Source organism: Corynebacterium fournieri (assembly GCF_030408775.1).
Classification (GTDB): domain Bacteria; phylum Actinomycetota; class Actinomycetes; order Mycobacteriales; family Mycobacteriaceae; genus Corynebacterium; species Corynebacterium fournieri.
In genome coordinates, this window is the sequence record NZ_CP047210.1 from 935,661 (window position 1) to 953,639 (window position 17,979).

Consider the following 17,979-nt stretch of genomic DNA (forward strand, 5'->3'; position numbering starts at 1 on the left):
CAGGGAAAGTGAAAAGCCCTCGAAGGCTGTGATTGACCTCGAGGGCTCCGATATTCGGTTTTCAGTTACGAAACGACCGGCGCAAGGGCGCTCAGGACGTTCGACTGAAGGAAGACTATCACGCACACTGCAATCAGGAAGCCGAAGCTCCAACCGACGACCTTCTTGAAGATGTCGGACTCCTTGCCCTCCATGTTCACTGCGGTCGCGGCGATGGCGAGCGACTGCGGGGAGATCATCTTGCCCACAACACCGCCGGTGGTGTTCGCGGCGAGCATGAGGTCCGGGTTCAGACCCAGGTTGTTCGCGGCGGTGACCTGCAGGTTGGCGAACAGGGCGTTGGCGGAGGTGTCGGAGCCGGTGACCGCAACGCCGACCCAGCCGAGCACCGGGGAGAAGAAGGCGAACGCCGGGCCGAGGTTGGCGAAGAACTCACCGATGGTCACGGTCTGGCCGGAGTAGTTCATCACATACGCCAGGGCCAGCACCAGCACGATGGTCAGCGCGGACCAGCGCATCTTCCACACCGTGTCCGTGAACTCCTTGCCCACCTGGCCCCAGGTGAGGCTGTAGCGGCCGTTCTCGTTGAACACCATGTAGGCGACGGACACGATCAGAGCGGAAAGGACCAGCAGGGTGCCCGGGTTGTTGATCCAGGCGAAGCTGTAGTCGCTGGTGACAGGATCCCCGGCGGCGTCGAGAAGCTTGCCGTCCAGGCCCGGCCATGCGAAGGAGATCTTGAACTTGTTCAGCCACTCCGGGATGGTGCTGCCGAGGTTGGCCAGACCGAAGATGACCACCACAACCGCGTACGGCATGAGCGCCATCCACACACGGTGGCCGGGCAGCTCCGCATCCTCGGTGCGCTCCGGCAGCTCAAGGCGCTGGCGCATCTCTTCGATGCCCTTCGGCTGCCAGAAACGCAGCAGCAAAAACGCCGCGCCCAGCGCGACGATGCAGGCGACGACGTCGGTGAGCTGGTAGGCGAAGTAGTGGGAGGTCCACCACTTGGCCACCGCGAAGGTCAGGCCGATGGTGAACGCCGCCGGGGCGGTCTCGCGCACGCCGCGCTTGCCGTCGATGATCATGGCGATGATGAACGGCACGAAGAACGCCAGAAGCGGGGTCTGGTTACCAATGATTGCGGCGATGTTCTCGGTCTGCTCGACCGTGCGGCCGCCGACCTCGCCGGCGGTGGTGATCGGGATGCCCACAGCGCCGAAGGCCACAGGTGCGGTGTTGGCGAGCAGGACCACAGTTGCTGCCTTCAGCGGCGGGATGCCCAGCGCCAGGATCATGGTGGCGGTGATGGCCACCGGTGCGCCGAAGCCGGCGAGCGCCTCGAGCAGGCCACCGAAGCAGAATGCGATGAGCATCGCCTGAATGCGCACGTCGCCGTTGCCCATCTTGTCAAAGACCAGACGCAGGTCCTCGAAGCGGCCGGAGGCGACGGTGATCTGGTAGAACCAGATGGCCGTCAGGATGACAAAGACGATGGGGAACAGGCCGAACAGGCCGCCGCGGAGTGCGGAGGAGATGGCCATGGCGGTGGGCATGTGGAAGCCGAGGATGGCTACGAGCAGTGCCACAACCAGCGCGACCGCGCCGGAGGTGTGCGCGCGGGCCTTGAAGCCGAGCAGCATGATGAAGAAGGTGAGCAGCGGCAGGGTAGATACCAGTGCCGAGAGACCCACGCTGCCGCCGATTGCGTCGGTGAAGACTTGGAATTGGTCCATGGGAAGGCTCTTTCGAGTCAGGGATGGGCAATGACAGGGAAACAATATGCCACTTGGGGCCCGCAAGTGACTAATAATGGGGTGGCGCTTTGGTGTGACCTATTGCACCGCGCTGGCGGTGGGCACGCTGCGTGCGGTGTCGGAGGGTGCTTTAGACTTGTGCCCCATGACGCCAGCTGAACTCGCTATCACCGTGAAAGAGGCCGCGACGCGCGTGCTCGCCGCCCATGAACTCGACGCCTCCGTCGTCCCCGAGACCGTAACCGTTGAGCGCCCGCGCAACCCGGAGCACGGCGATTACGCCACCAACATCGCGCTGCAGGTGGCCAAGAAGGCTGGCACCAACCCGCGCGAGCTCGCAGGGTGGCTTGCCGACGACCTCGCGGATAACCCCGCCATCGATTCCGCCGAGATTGCCGGCCCCGGCTTTATCAACCTGCGCCTCGCTGCAGACGCGCAGGGCCAGCTGGTGGCGAAGGTACTTGAAGAAGGCGAGGCTTTCGGCCGCTCCGACCTGTATGCAGGGGAGAAGATCAACCTCGAGTTCGTCTCTGCAAACCCGACCGGGCCGATCCACCTGGGCGGCACCCGCTGGGCAGCGGTGGGCGATTCGCTGGGGCGCGTGCTCGAGGCGTCGGGCGCGCAGGTGACCCGCGAGTACTACTTCAACGACCACGGCGGGCAGATCGACCGCTTCTCCCGCTCCCTGGTGGCCGCCGCGAAGGGTGAGCCGACCCCGGAGGACGGCTACGGCGGCGATTACATTCGCGAGATTGCCCAGGTGGTCGTGGACCAGCACCCGCACGCCCTGGAAGGCACCGACGCCGAAGTGCAGGAGACCTTTCGCGCGGCTGGCGTGGAGATGATGTTCGCGCAGATCAAGTCCTCCCTGCACGAATTCGGCGTGGACTTCGACGTCTACTTCCACGAAAACTCGCTGTTCGAGTCGGGGGCCGTGGACAAGGCGATTGCCACCTTGAAGGACAACCACAACCTGTACGAGGCGGATGGCGCCTGGTGGCTGCGCTCCACCGATTTCGGCGACGACAAAGACCGTGTGGTGCTCAAGTCCGACGGCGACGCCGCCTACATTGCCGGCGACATCGCGTACGTGGCCGACAAGTTCGACCGCGGCCACACGCTGGCCATCTACATGCTGGGCGCGGACCACCACGGCTACATCGCGCGCCTGAAGGCCGCGGCGCAGGCCCTGGGCTACGACGCGGATGCGGTCGAGGTGCTCATCGGCCAGATGGTCAACCTCGTGCGCGACGGTGAAGCCGTGAAGATGTCCAAGCGCGCCGGCACCGTGATCACCCTCGAGGACCTCGTGGACGCCATCGGCGTGGACGGCGCGCGCTACTCGCTCGTGCGCTCGTCGGTGGATTCCACCTTGGATATCGACCTGGATCTGTGGACGAAGCAGTCTTCGGACAACCCCGTTTACTACGTCCAGTACGCCCACGCTCGCCTGTGCTCCCTCGAGCGCAAGGCCGCCGACGCTGGAGTCGGCCTCCCGAGCTCGACCGGGGAACTGGACCTGTCGCTGCTCTCCCACGACAAGGAGGGCGATTTGATCCGCACCCTCGGCGAGTTCCCGGCTGTGGTGCGCGCCGCCGCCGAGCTGCGCGAGCCGCACCGCATCGCCCGCTACACCGAGGAGCTGGCCAGCGCCTTCCACAAGTTCTACGACGCCTGCCAGATCCTGCCGAAGGCGGGGGAGGCGCCGGAGCCGATCCACACCTCGCGGCTCGCGCTCGCCCTGGCCTCTCGCCAGGTCGTCGCCAACGCGCTCGGCCTGATCGGTGTGAGCGCGCCGGAGCGGATGTAAATGACCGTTTTCATCTCCACGCCGTACGAGGAAGATAACGGCGACTTCAACGAGCTGCCCGCCCACGTGTGGCCGCGTTGCGCCAAGCGTGAAGAGGACGGCGTTGTCACCATCGCCGGCGTGCCCCTGACGGAGATCGCCGCGGAATACGGCACGCCGGTCGTGGTCATCGACGAGGACGACTTCCGTTCCCGCTGCCGCGACATGGCACAGGCGTTCGTGGCACCCGGCAACGTGCACTACGCCTCGAAGGCCTTTCTCACCCGCCGCGTGGCCCGCTGGGTGGACGAGGAGGGCCTGGCCCTCGACGTCGCCAGCGAAAACGAGCTGCGTATCGCGCTGGCGGCCGATTTCCCGCCGGAGCGCATCACCGTGCACGGCAACAACAAGTCCGATGCCTTTTTGCGCCTGTGCGTGGAGTCCAAGGTCGGCCACGTGGTCATTGACTCGCACCAGGAGCTGGCGCAGCTGGAAGACGTCGCAAAGCAAGCAGGCGTGAAGCAGGACGTGTTCGTCCGCGTGAAGCCGGGCGTGGACGCGCACACGCACGAATTTATCGCCACCAGCCACGAGGACCAGAAGTTCGGCATTTCGCTGGCTACCGGCGACGCGCTCGCAGCCGCAAACGCCGCCATCGCGTCCGACTGGCTCGAGTTGACCGGTCTGCACTGCCACGTCGGTTCCCAGGTGTTCGACGCCGAGGGCTTCAAGCTGGCGGCCGAGCGAGTGCTCAGCCTCTACGCCGAAATTTGGAGGACCCAGGGCGTGGCGCTGGGCTACCTCGACCTCGGCGGCGGCTACGGCATCGCGTACATGCCGGGGGAGTCGCCGCTCGACGTTGCGGCGGTCGCGCGCGATCTGCTCGAGGCCGTGCAGGAGGTCGCGGACGAGCTGGGCATCGCCGCGCCGACCGTGGTGGTCGAGCCGGGGCGCGCCATCGCGGGCCCGTCCGCGGTCACCGTGTACACGGCCGGCGTGATCAAGGACGTGGACACCTCGTTCACCACCTCGCGCCGCTACATCGCCGTCGACGGCGGCATGAGCGACAACATCCGCCCCTCGCTGTACGGCGCGCTTTACGACGCTCGCGTGGTCAACCGCTTCACCGACGGTGCCCCCACCGACACGCGCCTCGTCGGCTCGCACTGCGAATCCGGCGACATCCTCGTCGAGGACGCGAAATGGCCCGACGACATCGCCCCGGGCGACCTGGTCGCGCTGGCGGCCACGGGTGCGTACTGCTACTCCATGGCCTCGAACTACAACGCGTTCGGGCGTCCCGCCGTGGTGTCCGTGCGCGGCGGCGAGGTCACGCCGATGGTGCGGCGCGAAACGGTTGAAGACCTGATTGCGCGCGAATATTAATTGACCCGTGGTGCGCGTTTGCGCGATAGTAGACCAAGCGGTTCACCGCAGATCCCCGCCAAGCACGACGAAGGAGCAACACGCATCATGACTTCCGCCACCGCCGAGGGGTACAACGGCAACTACCCGGGCAAGGGCATCGGCACCCCCGTAGGCGTCGCGGTGCTGGGCAAAGGCACCGTGGGCACTGAGGTGCTGCGCCTGCTCTCCGAGTTCTCTTCGAGCTTGGAGCAGCGCATCGGCAGCCCTATCGAGGTGAAGGGGGTGGCGGTATCGGACGTCGACAAGCACAAAGATGCCCCCGAGGTCCAGGGCCTGTACTTGACCGGCGATGCACGTGAGCTGGTCACCCGCGACGACGTGGACATCGTGGTCGAGCTTATCGGCGGCATCGACTACCCGCGCGAGCTCGTGCTCGAGGCGCTCAACGCCGGCAAGTCCGTGGTCACCGCGAACAAGGCGCTGGTGGCCGCGCACAGCGCCGAACTCGCAGATGCCGCCAACGCCGCCGGCGTGGACCTGTACTACGAGGCAGCCGTCGCCGCCGCCATCCCTGTGGTGGGCATGCTGCGCCGCTCGCTCGCCGGCGACCAGGTGCAGCGCATCTCCGGCATCGTCAACGGCACCACCAACTTCATCCTCGACGCGATGGCGTCCACCGGAGCCAGCTACGAGGAAGCACTCGCAGAAGCCACCCGCCTCGGCTACGCGGAAGCCGACCCGACCGCGGACGTGGAGGGCCACGACGCCGCCTCCAAGGCCGCCATCCTCGCGTCCATGGGCTTCCACACTCGCGTGACCTTCGACGACGTGTACTGCGAAGGCATCACAAAGGTCACCGCTGACGACATCGAGGCCGCCAAGCAGTCCAACCAGACCATCAAGCTGCTGGCGATCTGCGAGCGCCTCGTCGACGACGCCGGCAACACCACCGGCGTCAACGCCCGCGTCCACCCCACGCTGGTGCCCAACGAGCACCCGCTGTCCACCGTGGACAAGTCCTACAACGCCATCTTCGTCGAGGCAGAAGCAGCAGGTCGTCTCATGTTCTACGGCAATGGCGCCGGTGGCGCCCCCACCGCGTCCGCAGTCCTCGGCGACCTTGTCGGCGCCGCCCGCAACAAGGTGCACGGCGGGCGCGCACCGGCGGAAAACCCGTATGCGGACTACCCGGTCGTCCCCTTCGAGCAGGTGACCACGCGCTACCACATCAACATGACGGTCAACGACCGTGTGGGCGTGCTCGCGGACCTCACCGCGCGTTTTGCCACGGCAGGCATCTCCCTGTCGGCGGTGCGCCAGGAGGAGTCTGGCGACGAGGCCCACCTGATCGTGGTTACCCACGCCGCCCGCGAGGAGGACCTCCACGCGATCGTGGACCAGCTCACCGGCCACGACGAGGTGCTGGCCGTCAACTCCGTTATCCGCCTGGATTCCTAGAAGGGGGCGCACCATGGCCATTGATCTGCAGCCCGGCCTCAAGGTCAAAGTCACCGTCCCCGGTTCTTCTGCGAACCTGGGCCCGGGATTTGACACCCTCGGACTCGCGCTGAGCATCTACGACACTGTCGAGGTCGAGGTCACCGAGTCCGGCCTCGAGGTGGAGATTTTCGGCGAGGGCGCCGACGACCTGCCCCGCGACAGCTCCCACCTGGTGGTCAAGGCCATCCAATCCGGTCTCACCGCCGCCGACGTGTCCGCACCTGGCCTGCGCGTGGTGTGCCACAACTCCATCCCGCAGTCCCGCGGCCTGGGGTCTTCCGCCGCCGCGGCCGTCGCCGGCGTCGTCGCAGCGAACGCGCTTGCAGGCTCGCCGCTGGACCACGACGCGATCGTCCAGCTGTCCTCAGAGTTTGAGGGCCACCCCGACAACGCGGGTGCCTCCGCCCTCGGCGGCGCTGTGGTGTCCTGGACCGACATTCCCGTCGACGGGCAGTCCAAGCCGTCCTACCGTGCTGTGCGCATCCCGGTGGACGATTCCATCAAGGCTGTCGCTCTCGTGCCTGACTTCCACGCCTCCACAAATGCCGTGCGAAAGGTGCTGCCGAGCCACGTCACCCACACCGACGCGCGCTTCAACGTCTCGCGCACCGCAGTGATGACGGCGGCCATCCAGCACCACCCGGAGCTGCTGTTCGAGGGCACCCGCGACCGCCTGCACCAGCCGTACCGCGCCGACGTGCTGCCGATTACCGCCGAGTGGGTCAATCGCTTGCGCAACCGCGGCCACGCCGCCTACCTGTCCGGTGCCGGCCCGACCGCGCTCGTGCTGACCACTTCCGAGGTGGAGCCCTCGCTTCTCGACGAAGCACGCTCCGCCGGCCTACGCATCATCGAACTCGATGTCGCCGGGCCCGCCACCGCGGAGTTGGTGCGAGACTAGTCGTCGTAGCTGGTGCCCGTGCGGTATTCCGGCCGCAGGGGCCCGGTGAAGTTGCGCGTTCGGGTTGGCAGCGAGCGGTTCCTGGAGATGTACTGCGTGCCGTCCTTGAGCCGGAAGTAGAGATCCGGCCCGAACGCCTCTATATGCGCAAGCCTGTGGCTGATCTTTGAATGGCAGCTGGAGCACAGCGGGATGAGGTTGTCTATGTCCGTCTTGCCTCCCTCGTCCCACTCTCTGATGTGGTGAATCTCGATGAAACGGGTGTGGCTGCAGCCGGGCATCGCGCACTGGTGGTTCCAGGCGGTGAGAAGTGCCAGGACCTGGGCGTCGGTGGCGAAGCGCTGGGCACGGCCCACGTTGATGGTCAGGCCCTTCTTGTCCAACAGGTGCATGCGAACCGTGGCGTTCGCGATGTAGCTGCGTACTTCCGCCGAGCGGGCGGAGATATTCTGTGGCATCCACGCGCCCCCGCCTTCAGTAAGCACGATGTTGACGTGCGCGCCCGGTGCGCGGAGGGGACTGGCCGGTTTAGTGCGGACCATGTCCATCATGGCGATGAACGCGGGGTAGAGGTCCTTCTTCTCCGGTGGGCCGTAGCGAGACGGCGGGCGGAGAAGGGAATCTAGGTCGATTTTTGTGCGGGGCCGCGAAGGCTCTTCGGTGTGGTCGGGTGGGCAGGCCTCGGGGAGGTGCTCGGCTTGCTGGATAATCTCGTCGAGTTTGTCTGGGTCTGCCAGGACGTCCGCGTCCGGGAGTTCGGCGCAGTAGTTGGCCAGTTGCGCGATTTTCAGTGCCGCAAGAAGTGCCTGGCCTTGCATTGCAGGAAGGAGTGCTCGGAAGTCCAGCATGCCGTCATCTCTGACATTGGCGGTGACGAAGGGGGCGTCGGGCTCGGTCTCATCTACCGGGTCGGCCCCCGCGAAGATCTGCTGAAGCTCCGAATAGCCGTGGACGAGCGCGAGCTCGACGAGCTCCTGTTCATTCTGTTCGGTCATGTATTTCAGCAGCAGGCGCACGGTGGAGTAGGGCATGACGCCGGAACGGAACGTCTCAAAAAGATGCCGAAATCTGCGTAAACCCCGTGCGATGTGGACGTATTCGTATGCGGTTGCGGTGGGGAGGTTGAGTTCGCGTCTGATCCAGGTCGCGGTGGAATTTTCGCTGTACTGGGCTGCTATGTCGGCCTCGTCAAGCTGGCCGAGGAGATCGAGCATGTCGGCGCGGTGGGTGTGGGATTGGCGGTGGTGGTTCTTTAGATCGTCGACAAGCTGAGGCGTGTCGCGGGTGATTGGAACAGTGGCTGTAGTCATCGGCTGACCCCTGTGCGATGGCTGGGCGGGAACTGTGTGACGCCGAGTGTATGCGAAAAGGTGTTCGATGTAAAGGGTTTGTGTGTCCACTTCATTCAACATGTGAGCCAGGGTTCTGCAGCTGCAGAACTCTCTCAACCTTTGGTTGAGACTCTCTCCCCGGAAAATTGAGCTGATTCTGCAACTGCGGAACCTTCTCAACTAATGGGTGAGAGTTTCGAAAATTGTGCGGGAAGCATTCTGCAGCTGCAGAACCTTCTCAACCACCGCTTGAGAGTCCCGCGCAGCAAAGAAGGGCCGCACGAAAACGATCGTGCGGCCCCTTTGGGCGAAGGCTAGTGCTTGGTCTCGTACTTGTTCGGAGACGGCAAACCGCGTTCCTCGCGGACACGGCGGGAGGTGAACTCGAGGGTGACCAGCGCCTCAACTACCTGCTCCGGGGTGACCGGGAACGGCATGTTGTGGATGGTCTCGTCCTTGCTGGTCGCGGCCTGCGCAACGGCTTCAAGGGCCTCGGTGTCCTCGGGGGAGAGGCCCACCTCGGTCAGGGTGGTGGGCAGGCCGACGCGAGTGGAGAACTCGATGAAGTCCTCCAGCTCTTCGGTGTCAGCGCCCTCCATGATCAGCTGGGCGATGGTGCCGATGTTGACCTTCTCGCCGTGGGTCAGGCCGTGGGTTTGCTCGGCGGCGGAGAGGCCGTCGTGAATTGCGTGCGCCGCAGCGAGGCCGCCAGACTCGAAGCCGAGGCCGGACAACAGCGTGTTGGCCTCGACAACTGCGTCGAGTGCCGGGGTGACCACGCCTGCGCGCACCGCGTCGAGGGCGGCGAAAGCGTCGTTCCAGAGGATGTCCCAGCACAGTTCCGCAAGCGCGGCGCCGGCGCGGGTGGGGCGGCCGCCGTTCATGGTCGTGCCGTTGCCCTTCGCCGTCGCGCGGGCCTCAACCCAGGTGGCAAGGGCGTCGCCGATGCCGGCGACGAGGAACCTCTCTGGCGCACTGGCAACCAGCTGGGTGTCAATGAGCACGAGGTCAGGGTTGCGCGGGAAGAAGCGGTACTCGTCGAAGGCGCCGTCTTCCGTGTAAATCACGGACAGGGTGGACGTCGGGGCGTCGGAGGACGCGGCGGTGGGGACGGAGACCCAGCTGATGCCCGCCTCAAAGCCGGCTGCCTTGGCGGAGTCGATGGCGGAGCCGCCGCCGAGACCGACGACGACATCGTAGTTGTTGTCCTTGATCAGCTTCACGGTGTCGTCGACACGCTTCGCGGTGGCGAAGCCCTCGAACTGAACGCGGTTGACCGGCAGGCCAACCTCTTCAAAACCGTCGGTGAGTTGCTTTTCAACGAGGCCCCACACGGTGTCGTCCGAAAGCAGCAGCGGGTTCTCACCCAGCTGCTTGAGGTATTTGCCCAGCTCGTGGATGGCGTTTTGGCCCTGCACGTAGCGGGACGGGCTGGAAAAGATGCTTGGTTTCGCTGTCATGCCCCTCAATCGTACCGTGACTTTTTGCTTGACGACGTCGCCTGCGGCCGGCTGCCCGGGCCGGACAGGACAGATTGTTTTCCTTGCGAAGCTATAACAAAACGTGCAGGTGCGGTGGAGTTCTTTTATTCTCCTAAGTGATTCTGCACACACGTAAGGGAAGGGTGCGTTGGGATGAATCTGTTGGTTTCGAGGAAGGGTGCGGGGGCTATTGGCGCGCTGCTTTTGGTGGTGGCGTGTTGTTGCGCGTGGGTGCCTGTGGCGTGGGGTCAATCCTCGTCGACAGCGGTGTCTACGGTGACACAGACTTCGTCGTCCTCGACGACGTCGACGAAAGCGTCTTCGTCGGCTTCCGGTAGCGGCTCGGATGACAGCAAGGCGATGCTGATTCTGGATGCGTCGTCGTCGATGGTTGAAGCCGACACCGAGGGCACCCGAATGGATTCGGCGAGGAAGGCGGCGAACGAGCTGGTGGAATCGCTGCCAGAGACGGCGAATATGGGGCTGACGGTATACGGCGCGAATGAGTCGGATGCGCCGGATAATCGGGAGCGGGGGTGCAAAGATATCGAGACGCTCGTCCCGGTGGGCAAGGTTGACAAGGCGAAATTCTCTTCGGCCATTAACGGCTTAAAGCCGAAGGGGTACACGCCAATGGGAAATTCGCTGCGCAAGGCCGCAGAAGAACTAGGCAACGAAGGTCAGCGCTCGATCATTCTGGTTTCCGACGGTATCGATTCCTGTGCGCCGCCGCCGGTGTGCGAGGTGGCGAAGGAGCTGGCCGAAGATGGTGTTGACCTGGCGATCCACACGGTGGGGTTCCAAGTTGATGATGCCGCCCGCAAGGAGTTGCAGTGCATCGCGGAGGCTGGCAATGGTCAGTTTTTGGAGGCGAAGGATGCGGCGAGTCTGTCGCAGTCGTTGAAGTTCCTCGCTCAGCGTGACATCGGAAAATACAAGGTTGAAGGCACGCCGTTCGAGTTTGCGGATTCGCCGGAGGATGCCAAGTGGCTTGGTCAGGGCCAGTACCAGACGAAGGTGACACCGGATTCGAACTCGAAGACCGACCGCTACTTCCGCGTCTCCGTGCCGGAGGGGCATAAGGCGCTGATCACGATGACGCCAATCTGGCAGCCTGACGGGCAATTTCAAGATGCCGAGGTTACTCTCGAGTCCACCGCGCAAACCAACGAGAGCGACCCGAACTGCGGTAAAGCTCGCACGAAGCTCTCCGGCGCAAACATCGCAGGCAGCGCACAATTCGCGATGGAACCCTACTGGGTTTCGTTGTCGCGCGAGGACCAGGCCGATGACTGCGATATGGGCGACTGGCTGATAGCCACGCAGGTGTACAAGACAGGCGCAGAGCTTGTCGACGGCGTCAACGTCGAAGTCAACGTGTTCTACGAGCCGATCCCAGAAAAAGAACAAGCCAAGGAATGGTCGGACAAGGCTATCTCCTCCGGAAAGTACGACGGTGAGGTCCCGTTCGGTACTGGCCAGGAAATCGCTGGCGGCACCAGTTTCAACGATGCGGTGGAGATCAGCGAGGGCACCTATTCCGACAAGATCGTTCCTGGCGAGTACCGCTTCTACAAGATCCCGGTGACCTGGGGCCAGCGTCCGGTGCTGAATATGAAGGTCAAGGAGTCAGTCACAAACGACGCAGACTCGGTGAAGATCAAGATCTTTGACCCGACACGCCTTGAAGTTGGAACAAGAGACTTCAGCTTCTACGACAAGGAAGAGGAAAGCGGCCCAGTCTCGCCAGCGCAGCACACGATGTACGGCGGGGATAATCCGCACCAGGGATACTACTTCCTGCACGTCGGCATGGGAGCGAAGAGCGAAGATGAAGCCACAGGCGTGGAGCAGCCGTACGAGTTTGTGGTGATGCTCGATGGCGAGCCGGTGGACGGTGGCCCGGATTGGACGGCCACGTACGAAAACGGTCCGGAGCCGTCGGATGAGCCGATCAAGTTTGAAGGTGCGAGCACCTCGGGTGAGCAGCGGACGGTGGAGGCAACCACCGAAGCTGCAGAGCAAAGTGAGCAGGTCGCATCTGACCAGGACAAGTCGGGCGGGTTGTCCCTGCCGTTGCTGGGCGGTCTCGGTGTGCTGCTGCTGGCCGTGATCGGTGCAGTGGTGCTCCTGCTCAACCGCAACCGCGCATAAGCACACGTTGCGCTACGACGTCGCCTGCGGCCGGCTGCCCGGGCCGGGCAAGGCAATGATGTCGAACTCGTCGCGGGCCAGGTGCTTGCGCAGGTCCTTCTTGTCGAATTTGCCCACGGAGGTTTTGTCGATGGAATCGACGAAGGTCCAATACTCGGGCGCCATCCACTTGGGCAGCACGTCGGCCAAGCCGGCCCGCAGGCGGGCGGCGGTCTCCTCGGTCGGCGGTACCTCCGCGGTCAGCTTGGTCACGGCCAGTGGACGCTCGCCCCACTTCTGGTCGGGGATGCCGATCACGGCGCACTCGATGACGTCGTCGGACTCCATGATCAGGTTTTCCACCTGGGCGGAGTAGATCCACTCGCCGCCGGAGCGAATCACGTCGCGGGCGCGGTCGTAGAGAGTGAGGAAGCCGGCGTTGGTCACGGTGCCCACGTCGCCGGTGCGAAGCCAGCCGTCGGCGGTGAAGTGCTTGCGCTCGTCGCTGACCTCCTCGCCGCGGAAGGTGGAGGCGACCTCGCCGGGCTCCTGGGTGGGCGAGTGGTAGTAGCTGGCGGCGACCATGTTGCCGCGCACCTGAATCTCGCCCTGGGTGAGGTCGTTGGGGGCCATGACCTGCCCGTCGTTGACCACGCGGTACTGCAGCGTCGGGGCGAAGCGGCCCTGGGAGATGCGGTACGCCCAGCGTGCCTCGCCCGATGCGCCGGACGGCGGCCTTGCGACGGTACCTACGGTGGAAGTCTCCGTCATGCCCCACACGTGCACCACGTCGACGCCGTATCGCTCCTCCCACACCTTGATCAGGGCAGGCGGGGCCGGCGATCCGCCGACGAAAATCTCCTGCAAGCTCATCCGCTCCGGAGGGTTGTGCAGGTAATGCACCATCAACTGGATCCACAGGGTGGGCACGCCGTGTGCCACGCGGGGGTGGGTGCCCGCGATGAGTTTGGCCAGGGTGGGCGCGGACATGTCCGAATCTGGCAGCACCAGCGGCGTGCCGGCCAGAAACGCCGCGAGTGGCACGCCCCAGCTGAGCACGTGGTAGATCGGGATGCAGCACAGGAAGGTCTCGCCGTGGGCGACAGCCAGCGAATCGGTGGCGCGCAGGCTGGTCGCCTCCAGCCACAGCGAGCGGTGCGAGTAGGCCACGCCCTTCGGCGCGCCGGTGGTGGCGGTGGAGTACACCAGTGCCGCAGCGGTGTTTTCGGGCAGTTCCGGCCAGGGGTATGACGTGGGTCGTCCGTCGAGAAGCTGCTCGTAGCTGTACACCTCAACGGAGGCGGGCAGGTGCGACGCCGCGCCGTCGAGCGGGCCGATGCCGGTAAACGCCACAGCGCGCACCGTGGGGCACGACTGCAAGATGGCGCCCAGCTTTTCCGCCAGGCGGGGGTCCGCAACGATGACCTCGGACTCGGCGTGGTTGACCACATAGGCGATCTGGTCCGTCATGAGCTGCACGTTCAGCGGGTTGAACACCGCGCCCTTGGCCGCCACGGCGAACATGACCTCGATGTGCTCGGCGCAGTTGTACAGCAGCGTGGACACGCGCTGATCTCCGTCGATGCCCAGATCGTCGTGCAGCGCGTTCGCGAACGCCGCGGCGCGAGCGCTGATCTCCGCGAACGTGGTCTCCTCCGCGCCGGATGCGCGCCACGTCGTGCACTTGGTGTTGGCGTGGGCGGTGGCGCCGAATTCCAAGATTCTGGCGACGGAGAACGGCACCTCCTGCATCGTTGAAAGCATGCAGGCCATGTTAGCGCGACCCGGATTATCCACGGTGCTGATATGCGCTACACTTCTGCGTGGATCGTGCGAAATGCACCCGCCCGGACTTTTCCGGTTGAGGGTGCTGGCGGTGTAGCCGGGAGGAAAGATTCCCCGGCTCCGCGAGATCCGGCCGGGCGAATAACGCCCACCCCGAAATACCGCACACGACCGCTACCGGTGAATGCAAACGCGAATACGCGCGCGAATAAGCAGCTGGCTTAGCGACGAAAGGACACACGTGACCGATACCGGCACCGCGGCAGAGCTCGCCGCAAAGAAGCTTCCGGAGCTGCGCAAGATCGCTGCGGAGAAGGGACTCAAGGGGACCTCCGGGCTGCGCAAGGGGGAACTCATCCAGGCCATCACGACCGGGCAGGTGCCGCGCAAGGCTGCGGCCGCAGCGGCGGAGGCCCCGACTGAGCAGAAGGCCGAGCAGAAGTCAGGGCAGAAGGCGGAGAAACCTGAAAGCAAGCCTGAAGAGAAGAAGGCGGAGAAGCAGGGCGATGAGGAGGACTCGCGCGGGGGCTCGCGTTCTGCTGCCCGCCGTGCCCGCCGCAACCGCGCGCGCTCGCAGCACGAGGAGCACAACGACGCGCAGCGTGACGACGAGCGTTCCGAGCACAAGCGCGACGGGCAGCGCGACAACAACAACGGCGACGAACAGCGCGGCGACGAGCAGCGCGGTGGACGCAACCGCAACCGGGACAACAACCACAACGAGGACGGCCACGGTGGGGGCCGCCGCGGCCGTCGCGGGCGCCGCAACCGTAACCGCAACCGGGACAACAACCACAACAACGGCGGCAACCACAACGAGCAGCACTTCGATCCGGAGGACCTGCAGGAAGTCGCCGGTATCGCGGACGTGCAGCCCAACGGCTCCGCGTTCATCCGCACGACCGGCTACCGCCAGTCCAACGCGGACGTCTACGTCCCGCAGAAGCTTGTGCGCCAGTCCGGCCTGCGCTCCGGCGACGCGGTGACAGGCCAGGTCCGCGCGAACGGCCAGTCCCACTCGCAGGGCAACGGCCGCAACCGCCGCAACTACAACCAGGTGGTCCGCGTGGACACCATCAACGGCCAGACGCCGGAGGCGGCGAAGGGCCGCAAGGAGTTCCACAAGCTCACCCCGCTGTACCCGAACCGCCGCCTGCGCCTGGAAACAGAGCCGAAGATCCTGACCACCCGCGTGATCGACCTGGTCATGCCGATCGGTAAGGGCCAGCGCGCGCTGATCGTCTCCCCGCCGAAGGCCGGTAAGACGACGATTCTGCAAAACATCGCCAACGCGATCGCCACCAACAACCCAGAGTGCTACCTCATGGTCGTGCTGGTGGACGAGCGTCCGGAGGAAGTCACGGACATGCAGCGCAGCGTCAACGGCGAGGTCATCGCCTCCACGTTCGACCGCCCGCCGTCAGAGCACACCGCCGTGGCGGAGCTGGCCATCGAGCGCGCGAAGCGTCTGGTGGAGATGGGCCAGGACGTGGTGGTTCTGCTGGACTCCATCACCCGTTTGGGTCGCGCGTACAACAACTCCTCGCCGGCGTCCGGCCGCATCCTGTCAGGCGGCGTGGACTCCAACGCGCTCTACCCGCCGAAGCGTTTCCTGGGTGCTGCCCGCAACATCGAGGAGGGCGGCTCGCTGACCATCATCGCAACCGCCATGGTGGAGACCGGTTCCGCCGGCGACACCGTCATCTTCGAGGAGTTCAAGGGCACCGGCAACGCCGAGCTGAAGCTGGACCGCAAGATCGCTGAGCGCCGCGTGTTCCCGGCTGTGGACGTCAACCCGTCCGGCACCCGCAAGGACGAGCTGCTGATGAGCCCGGAGGAAGCCCGCGTGATGCACAAGCTGCGCCGCATCCTCTCCGCGCTTGACCCGCAGCAGTCCATCGACATGCTGATCAAGCAGCTGAAGAAGACCAAGTCCAACGGCGAGTTCCTCATGGGTGTGGCCAACTCCGCGCCGATGGCGCAGGCCGAGACGGAGGAGGAGTACTCCTAATGGCAGAGAAATCGCAGGTTTCGCTTGTCGACGACTACGTCGCCGAATACCAGGGCATCCAGGCCCAGATGGGCGACCCGGAAGTCGCCGGAGACCAGGACCAGTTCCGCAAACTGTCCAAGCGTTACGCCGAGCTGCAGCCGATCATCAACGTCTACAACGCGCTGACCGAGGCGCAGGAGGACCACGAGGCGGCGGCCGAGATGGCCAACGAGGACAAGGAGTTCGCCGAGGAGGCCAAGCGCCTCGAGGGCGAGATTGTCCGGTTGGAAGAAGAGCTGGCTGACCTTCTGGCGCCGCGCGACGAGCACGACGGCGACGACGTGATCATGGAGCTCAAGGCCGGCGCCGGCGGCGAAGAGGCCGCCCTGTTCGCTGGCGACCTCGCCCGCATGTACCAGAAGTACTGCGAAAAGCACGCTCTGACCTGGGAGGTGCTGGACGTGGCGGAGTCCGACCTCGGCGGTGTCAAGGACATGACGGTTGCGGTGAAGTCCAAGAACCCGTCGCGCGACGGCGCCTGGTCCAAGCTGAAGTTCGAGGGCGGCGTGCACCGCGTGCAGCGCGTTCCCGTCACCGAATCCCAGGGCCGCATCCAGACCTCCGCGGCCGGCGTGTACGTCTTCCCGGAAGCCGACGAGGTGGAAAGCGTGCAGATTGACGAGAAGGATCTGCGCGTGGACGTCTACCGTTCCTCGGGCAAGGGCGGCCAGGGCGTGAACACGACCGACTCGGCCGTGCGCATCACGCACCTGCCCACCGGCATTGTGGTGACCTGCCAGAACGAGCGCTCTCAGATTCAAAACCGCGCCCGCGCCATGCAGGTGCTGCAGGCCCGGTTGGACCAGCTGGAGCGCGAGAAGGCGGAGGCTGAAGAGGCGGAAGGTCGCGCGTCCCAGGTGCGCACGATGGACCGTTCCGAGCGCATCCGCACCTACAACTGGCCGGAGAACCGCATCTCGGACCACCGCATCAACTTCAAGGCCAACAACCTCGATTCGGTGCTGGACGGCAACATGGACGACCTGATCACAGCGCTGCAGACGCACGAGCGTCAGGAACGCCTTGAAGCCGAGTAACCTCCGCGAGACCATCGCCCGCGCTGCGCAGACCCTTGCCGGCGCGGGCGTTTCCGCGCCTGAGGTGGACGCCCGCCTGCTCGCGGCGCACCTGCTCGGCGTTGCTCCGACGCAGCTCCTCTTCGCAGAACCGACCGCGGACTTCGACGAGCGCTACGCCGAGCTGATCGCACGCCGCGCCGCTCGCGAGCCGCTGCAGCACATCGTCGGAACCGCGCCGTTTTTCGGCATCGACCTTCAGGTCGGCCCCGGGGTGTTCATTCCGCGGCCGGAAACTGAAGTGCTCGCCGAGTGGGCGCTGGCGCAGCGCGGCAGCACTGTCGTCGATCTCGGCTCCGGCACGGGCGCGCTCGCCATCACCATCGCCCGCGCACGCCCCGAGGCGAAGGTTTACGCGGTCGAGCGTTCTGAAAAAGCGCGCGGGTATTTGCGGAGCAACGTCGAAAAGTTCGCGCCTCAGGTGGCAGTGGTCGCCGGCGACATGACGGACCCGGACCTTTTGCGCGAACTCGACGGGGCAGTGGACCTGGTGGTGACCAACCCGCCGTACGTGCCCGAAACGCCGCAGCTGCAGCAGGAGGTCTACGCAGACCCGCGCGAGGCTGTCTTTTCGGGCGACGACGGGATGGCGGCGATTAACGGGCTCGTACCCGTCGCCAAGCGATTGCTGCGCGACGGGGGAGTAATCGGCATCGAGCACGACGACACGACATCACTCGCGGTGCAGGAGGTGCTGCGCGACGGCGGTTTCGCCGACCCGAAAGTGCTGCACGACCTCACCGGGCGGGCCCGGTTTGTCACTGCGAGTAAGCTGGCCCGGTAACTGCCAGACGCCCAAGGAGCA

13 protein-coding genes are annotated in these 17,979 nt (G+C 65.1%); 8 read left to right on the forward strand and 5 right to left on the reverse strand.

Features of this window, described 5'->3' with window-relative positions; genetic code table 11:
• Window positions 1-65: 65 nt before the first annotated feature.
• Window positions 66-1,736 carry an L-lactate permease gene (locus tag CFOUR_RS04600; RefSeq protein WP_085956629.1) on the reverse strand — a complete coding sequence of 557 codons (1,671 nt, stop codon included), beginning with the start codon at window positions 1,734-1,736 and terminating at the stop codon, window positions 66-68.
• A 166-nt stretch (window positions 1,737-1,902) separates the two neighbouring features.
• Here CFOUR_RS04600 and argS point away from each other — a divergent pair, with 166 nt between their 5' ends.
• From argS to thrB, 4 genes are all read left to right on the forward strand, one after another.
• Window positions 1,903-3,567 (forward strand): arginine--tRNA ligase, encoded by a 1,665-nt coding sequence (gene argS / locus CFOUR_RS04605; protein WP_290180106.1) that lies wholly within the window; start codon window positions 1,903-1,905, stop codon window positions 3,565-3,567.
• The gene (lysA, locus tag CFOUR_RS04610) at window positions 3,568-4,932 is read left to right on the forward strand and encodes a diaminopimelate decarboxylase (protein WP_085956628.1); all 1,365 of its coding nucleotides are present in this window, start codon (window positions 3,568-3,570) and stop codon (window positions 4,930-4,932) included.
• Window positions 4,933-5,019: 87 nt separating this feature from the next.
• Window positions 5,020-6,372, forward strand: a complete 1,353-nt coding sequence (locus CFOUR_RS04615) for a homoserine dehydrogenase (protein ID WP_085956627.1) — start codon at window positions 5,020-5,022, stop codon at window positions 6,370-6,372.
• Window positions 6,373-6,385: 13 nt separating this feature from the next.
• A complete protein-coding gene (gene thrB / locus CFOUR_RS04620) occupies window positions 6,386-7,315 on the forward strand; it encodes a homoserine kinase (protein ID WP_085956626.1) in 930 nt (309 codons plus the stop codon).
• On the opposite strand, the gene CFOUR_RS04625 is transcribed toward thrB, so the two are convergent.
• The 3 genes from CFOUR_RS04625 to CFOUR_RS04635 all read right to left on the reverse strand — a co-directional run bounded on the left by CFOUR_RS04625 (window position 7,312) and on the right by CFOUR_RS04635 (window position 10,531).
• Entirely contained in the window at window positions 7,312-8,625 is a 1,314-nt protein-coding gene (locus CFOUR_RS04625) for an HNH endonuclease signature motif containing protein (protein WP_179154760.1), read from the reverse strand. The two genes, thrB and CFOUR_RS04625, sit on opposite strands and share 4 nt — an antisense overlap.
• 335 nt (window positions 8,626-8,960) lie before the next feature.
• Complete coding sequence (locus CFOUR_RS04630) at window positions 8,961-10,106, reverse strand: glycerol dehydrogenase (RefSeq protein ID WP_085956624.1); 1,146 nt, start codon at window positions 10,104-10,106, stop codon at window positions 8,961-8,963.
• 269 nt (window positions 10,107-10,375) lie between these two features.
• Window positions 10,376-10,531, reverse strand: a complete 156-nt coding sequence (locus CFOUR_RS04635; protein ID WP_290180110.1) for a hypothetical protein — start codon at window positions 10,529-10,531, stop codon at window positions 10,376-10,378.
• A gap of 13 nt (window positions 10,532-10,544) precedes the next feature.
• Between CFOUR_RS04635 and CFOUR_RS04640 the strand changes: the two genes are divergently transcribed.
• On the forward strand, window positions 10,545-12,281 hold the full coding sequence (locus tag CFOUR_RS04640; RefSeq protein ID WP_290180112.1) for a vWA domain-containing protein: 1,737 nt from the start codon (window positions 10,545-10,547) through the stop codon (window positions 12,279-12,281).
• Window positions 12,282-12,293: 12 nt separating this feature from the next.
• Here CFOUR_RS04640 and CFOUR_RS04645 read toward each other — a convergent pair whose 3' ends face one another.
• Window positions 12,294-14,024, reverse strand: coding sequence for a long-chain fatty-acid--CoA ligase (locus CFOUR_RS04645; RefSeq protein WP_085958311.1), 1,731 nt, complete (start codon window positions 14,022-14,024; stop codon window positions 12,294-12,296).
• Between the two features lie 262 nt (window positions 14,025-14,286).
• Between CFOUR_RS04645 and rho the strand changes: the two genes are divergently transcribed.
• The 3 genes from rho to prmC are packed head-to-tail and all read left to right on the forward strand — an operon-like array spanning window position 14,287 to window position 17,958.
• Window positions 14,287-16,056: a transcription termination factor Rho gene (gene rho / locus CFOUR_RS04650; RefSeq protein ID WP_230471721.1), complete on the forward strand. Its 1,770-nt coding sequence runs from the start codon at window positions 14,287-14,289 to the stop codon at window positions 16,054-16,056.
• On the forward strand, window positions 16,056-17,135 hold the full coding sequence (gene prfA / locus CFOUR_RS04655) for a peptide chain release factor 1 (RefSeq protein WP_085956621.1): 1,080 nt from the start codon (window positions 16,056-16,058) through the stop codon (window positions 17,133-17,135). The genes rho and prfA overlap by 1 nt, the downstream gene beginning before the upstream one ends.
• Entirely contained in the window at window positions 17,122-17,958 is an 837-nt protein-coding gene (gene prmC / locus CFOUR_RS04660) for a peptide chain release factor N(5)-glutamine methyltransferase (protein WP_085956620.1), read from the forward strand. Before prfA ends, prmC begins: the two co-directional genes overlap by 14 nt.
• Window positions 17,959-17,979: the final 21 nt, after the last annotated feature.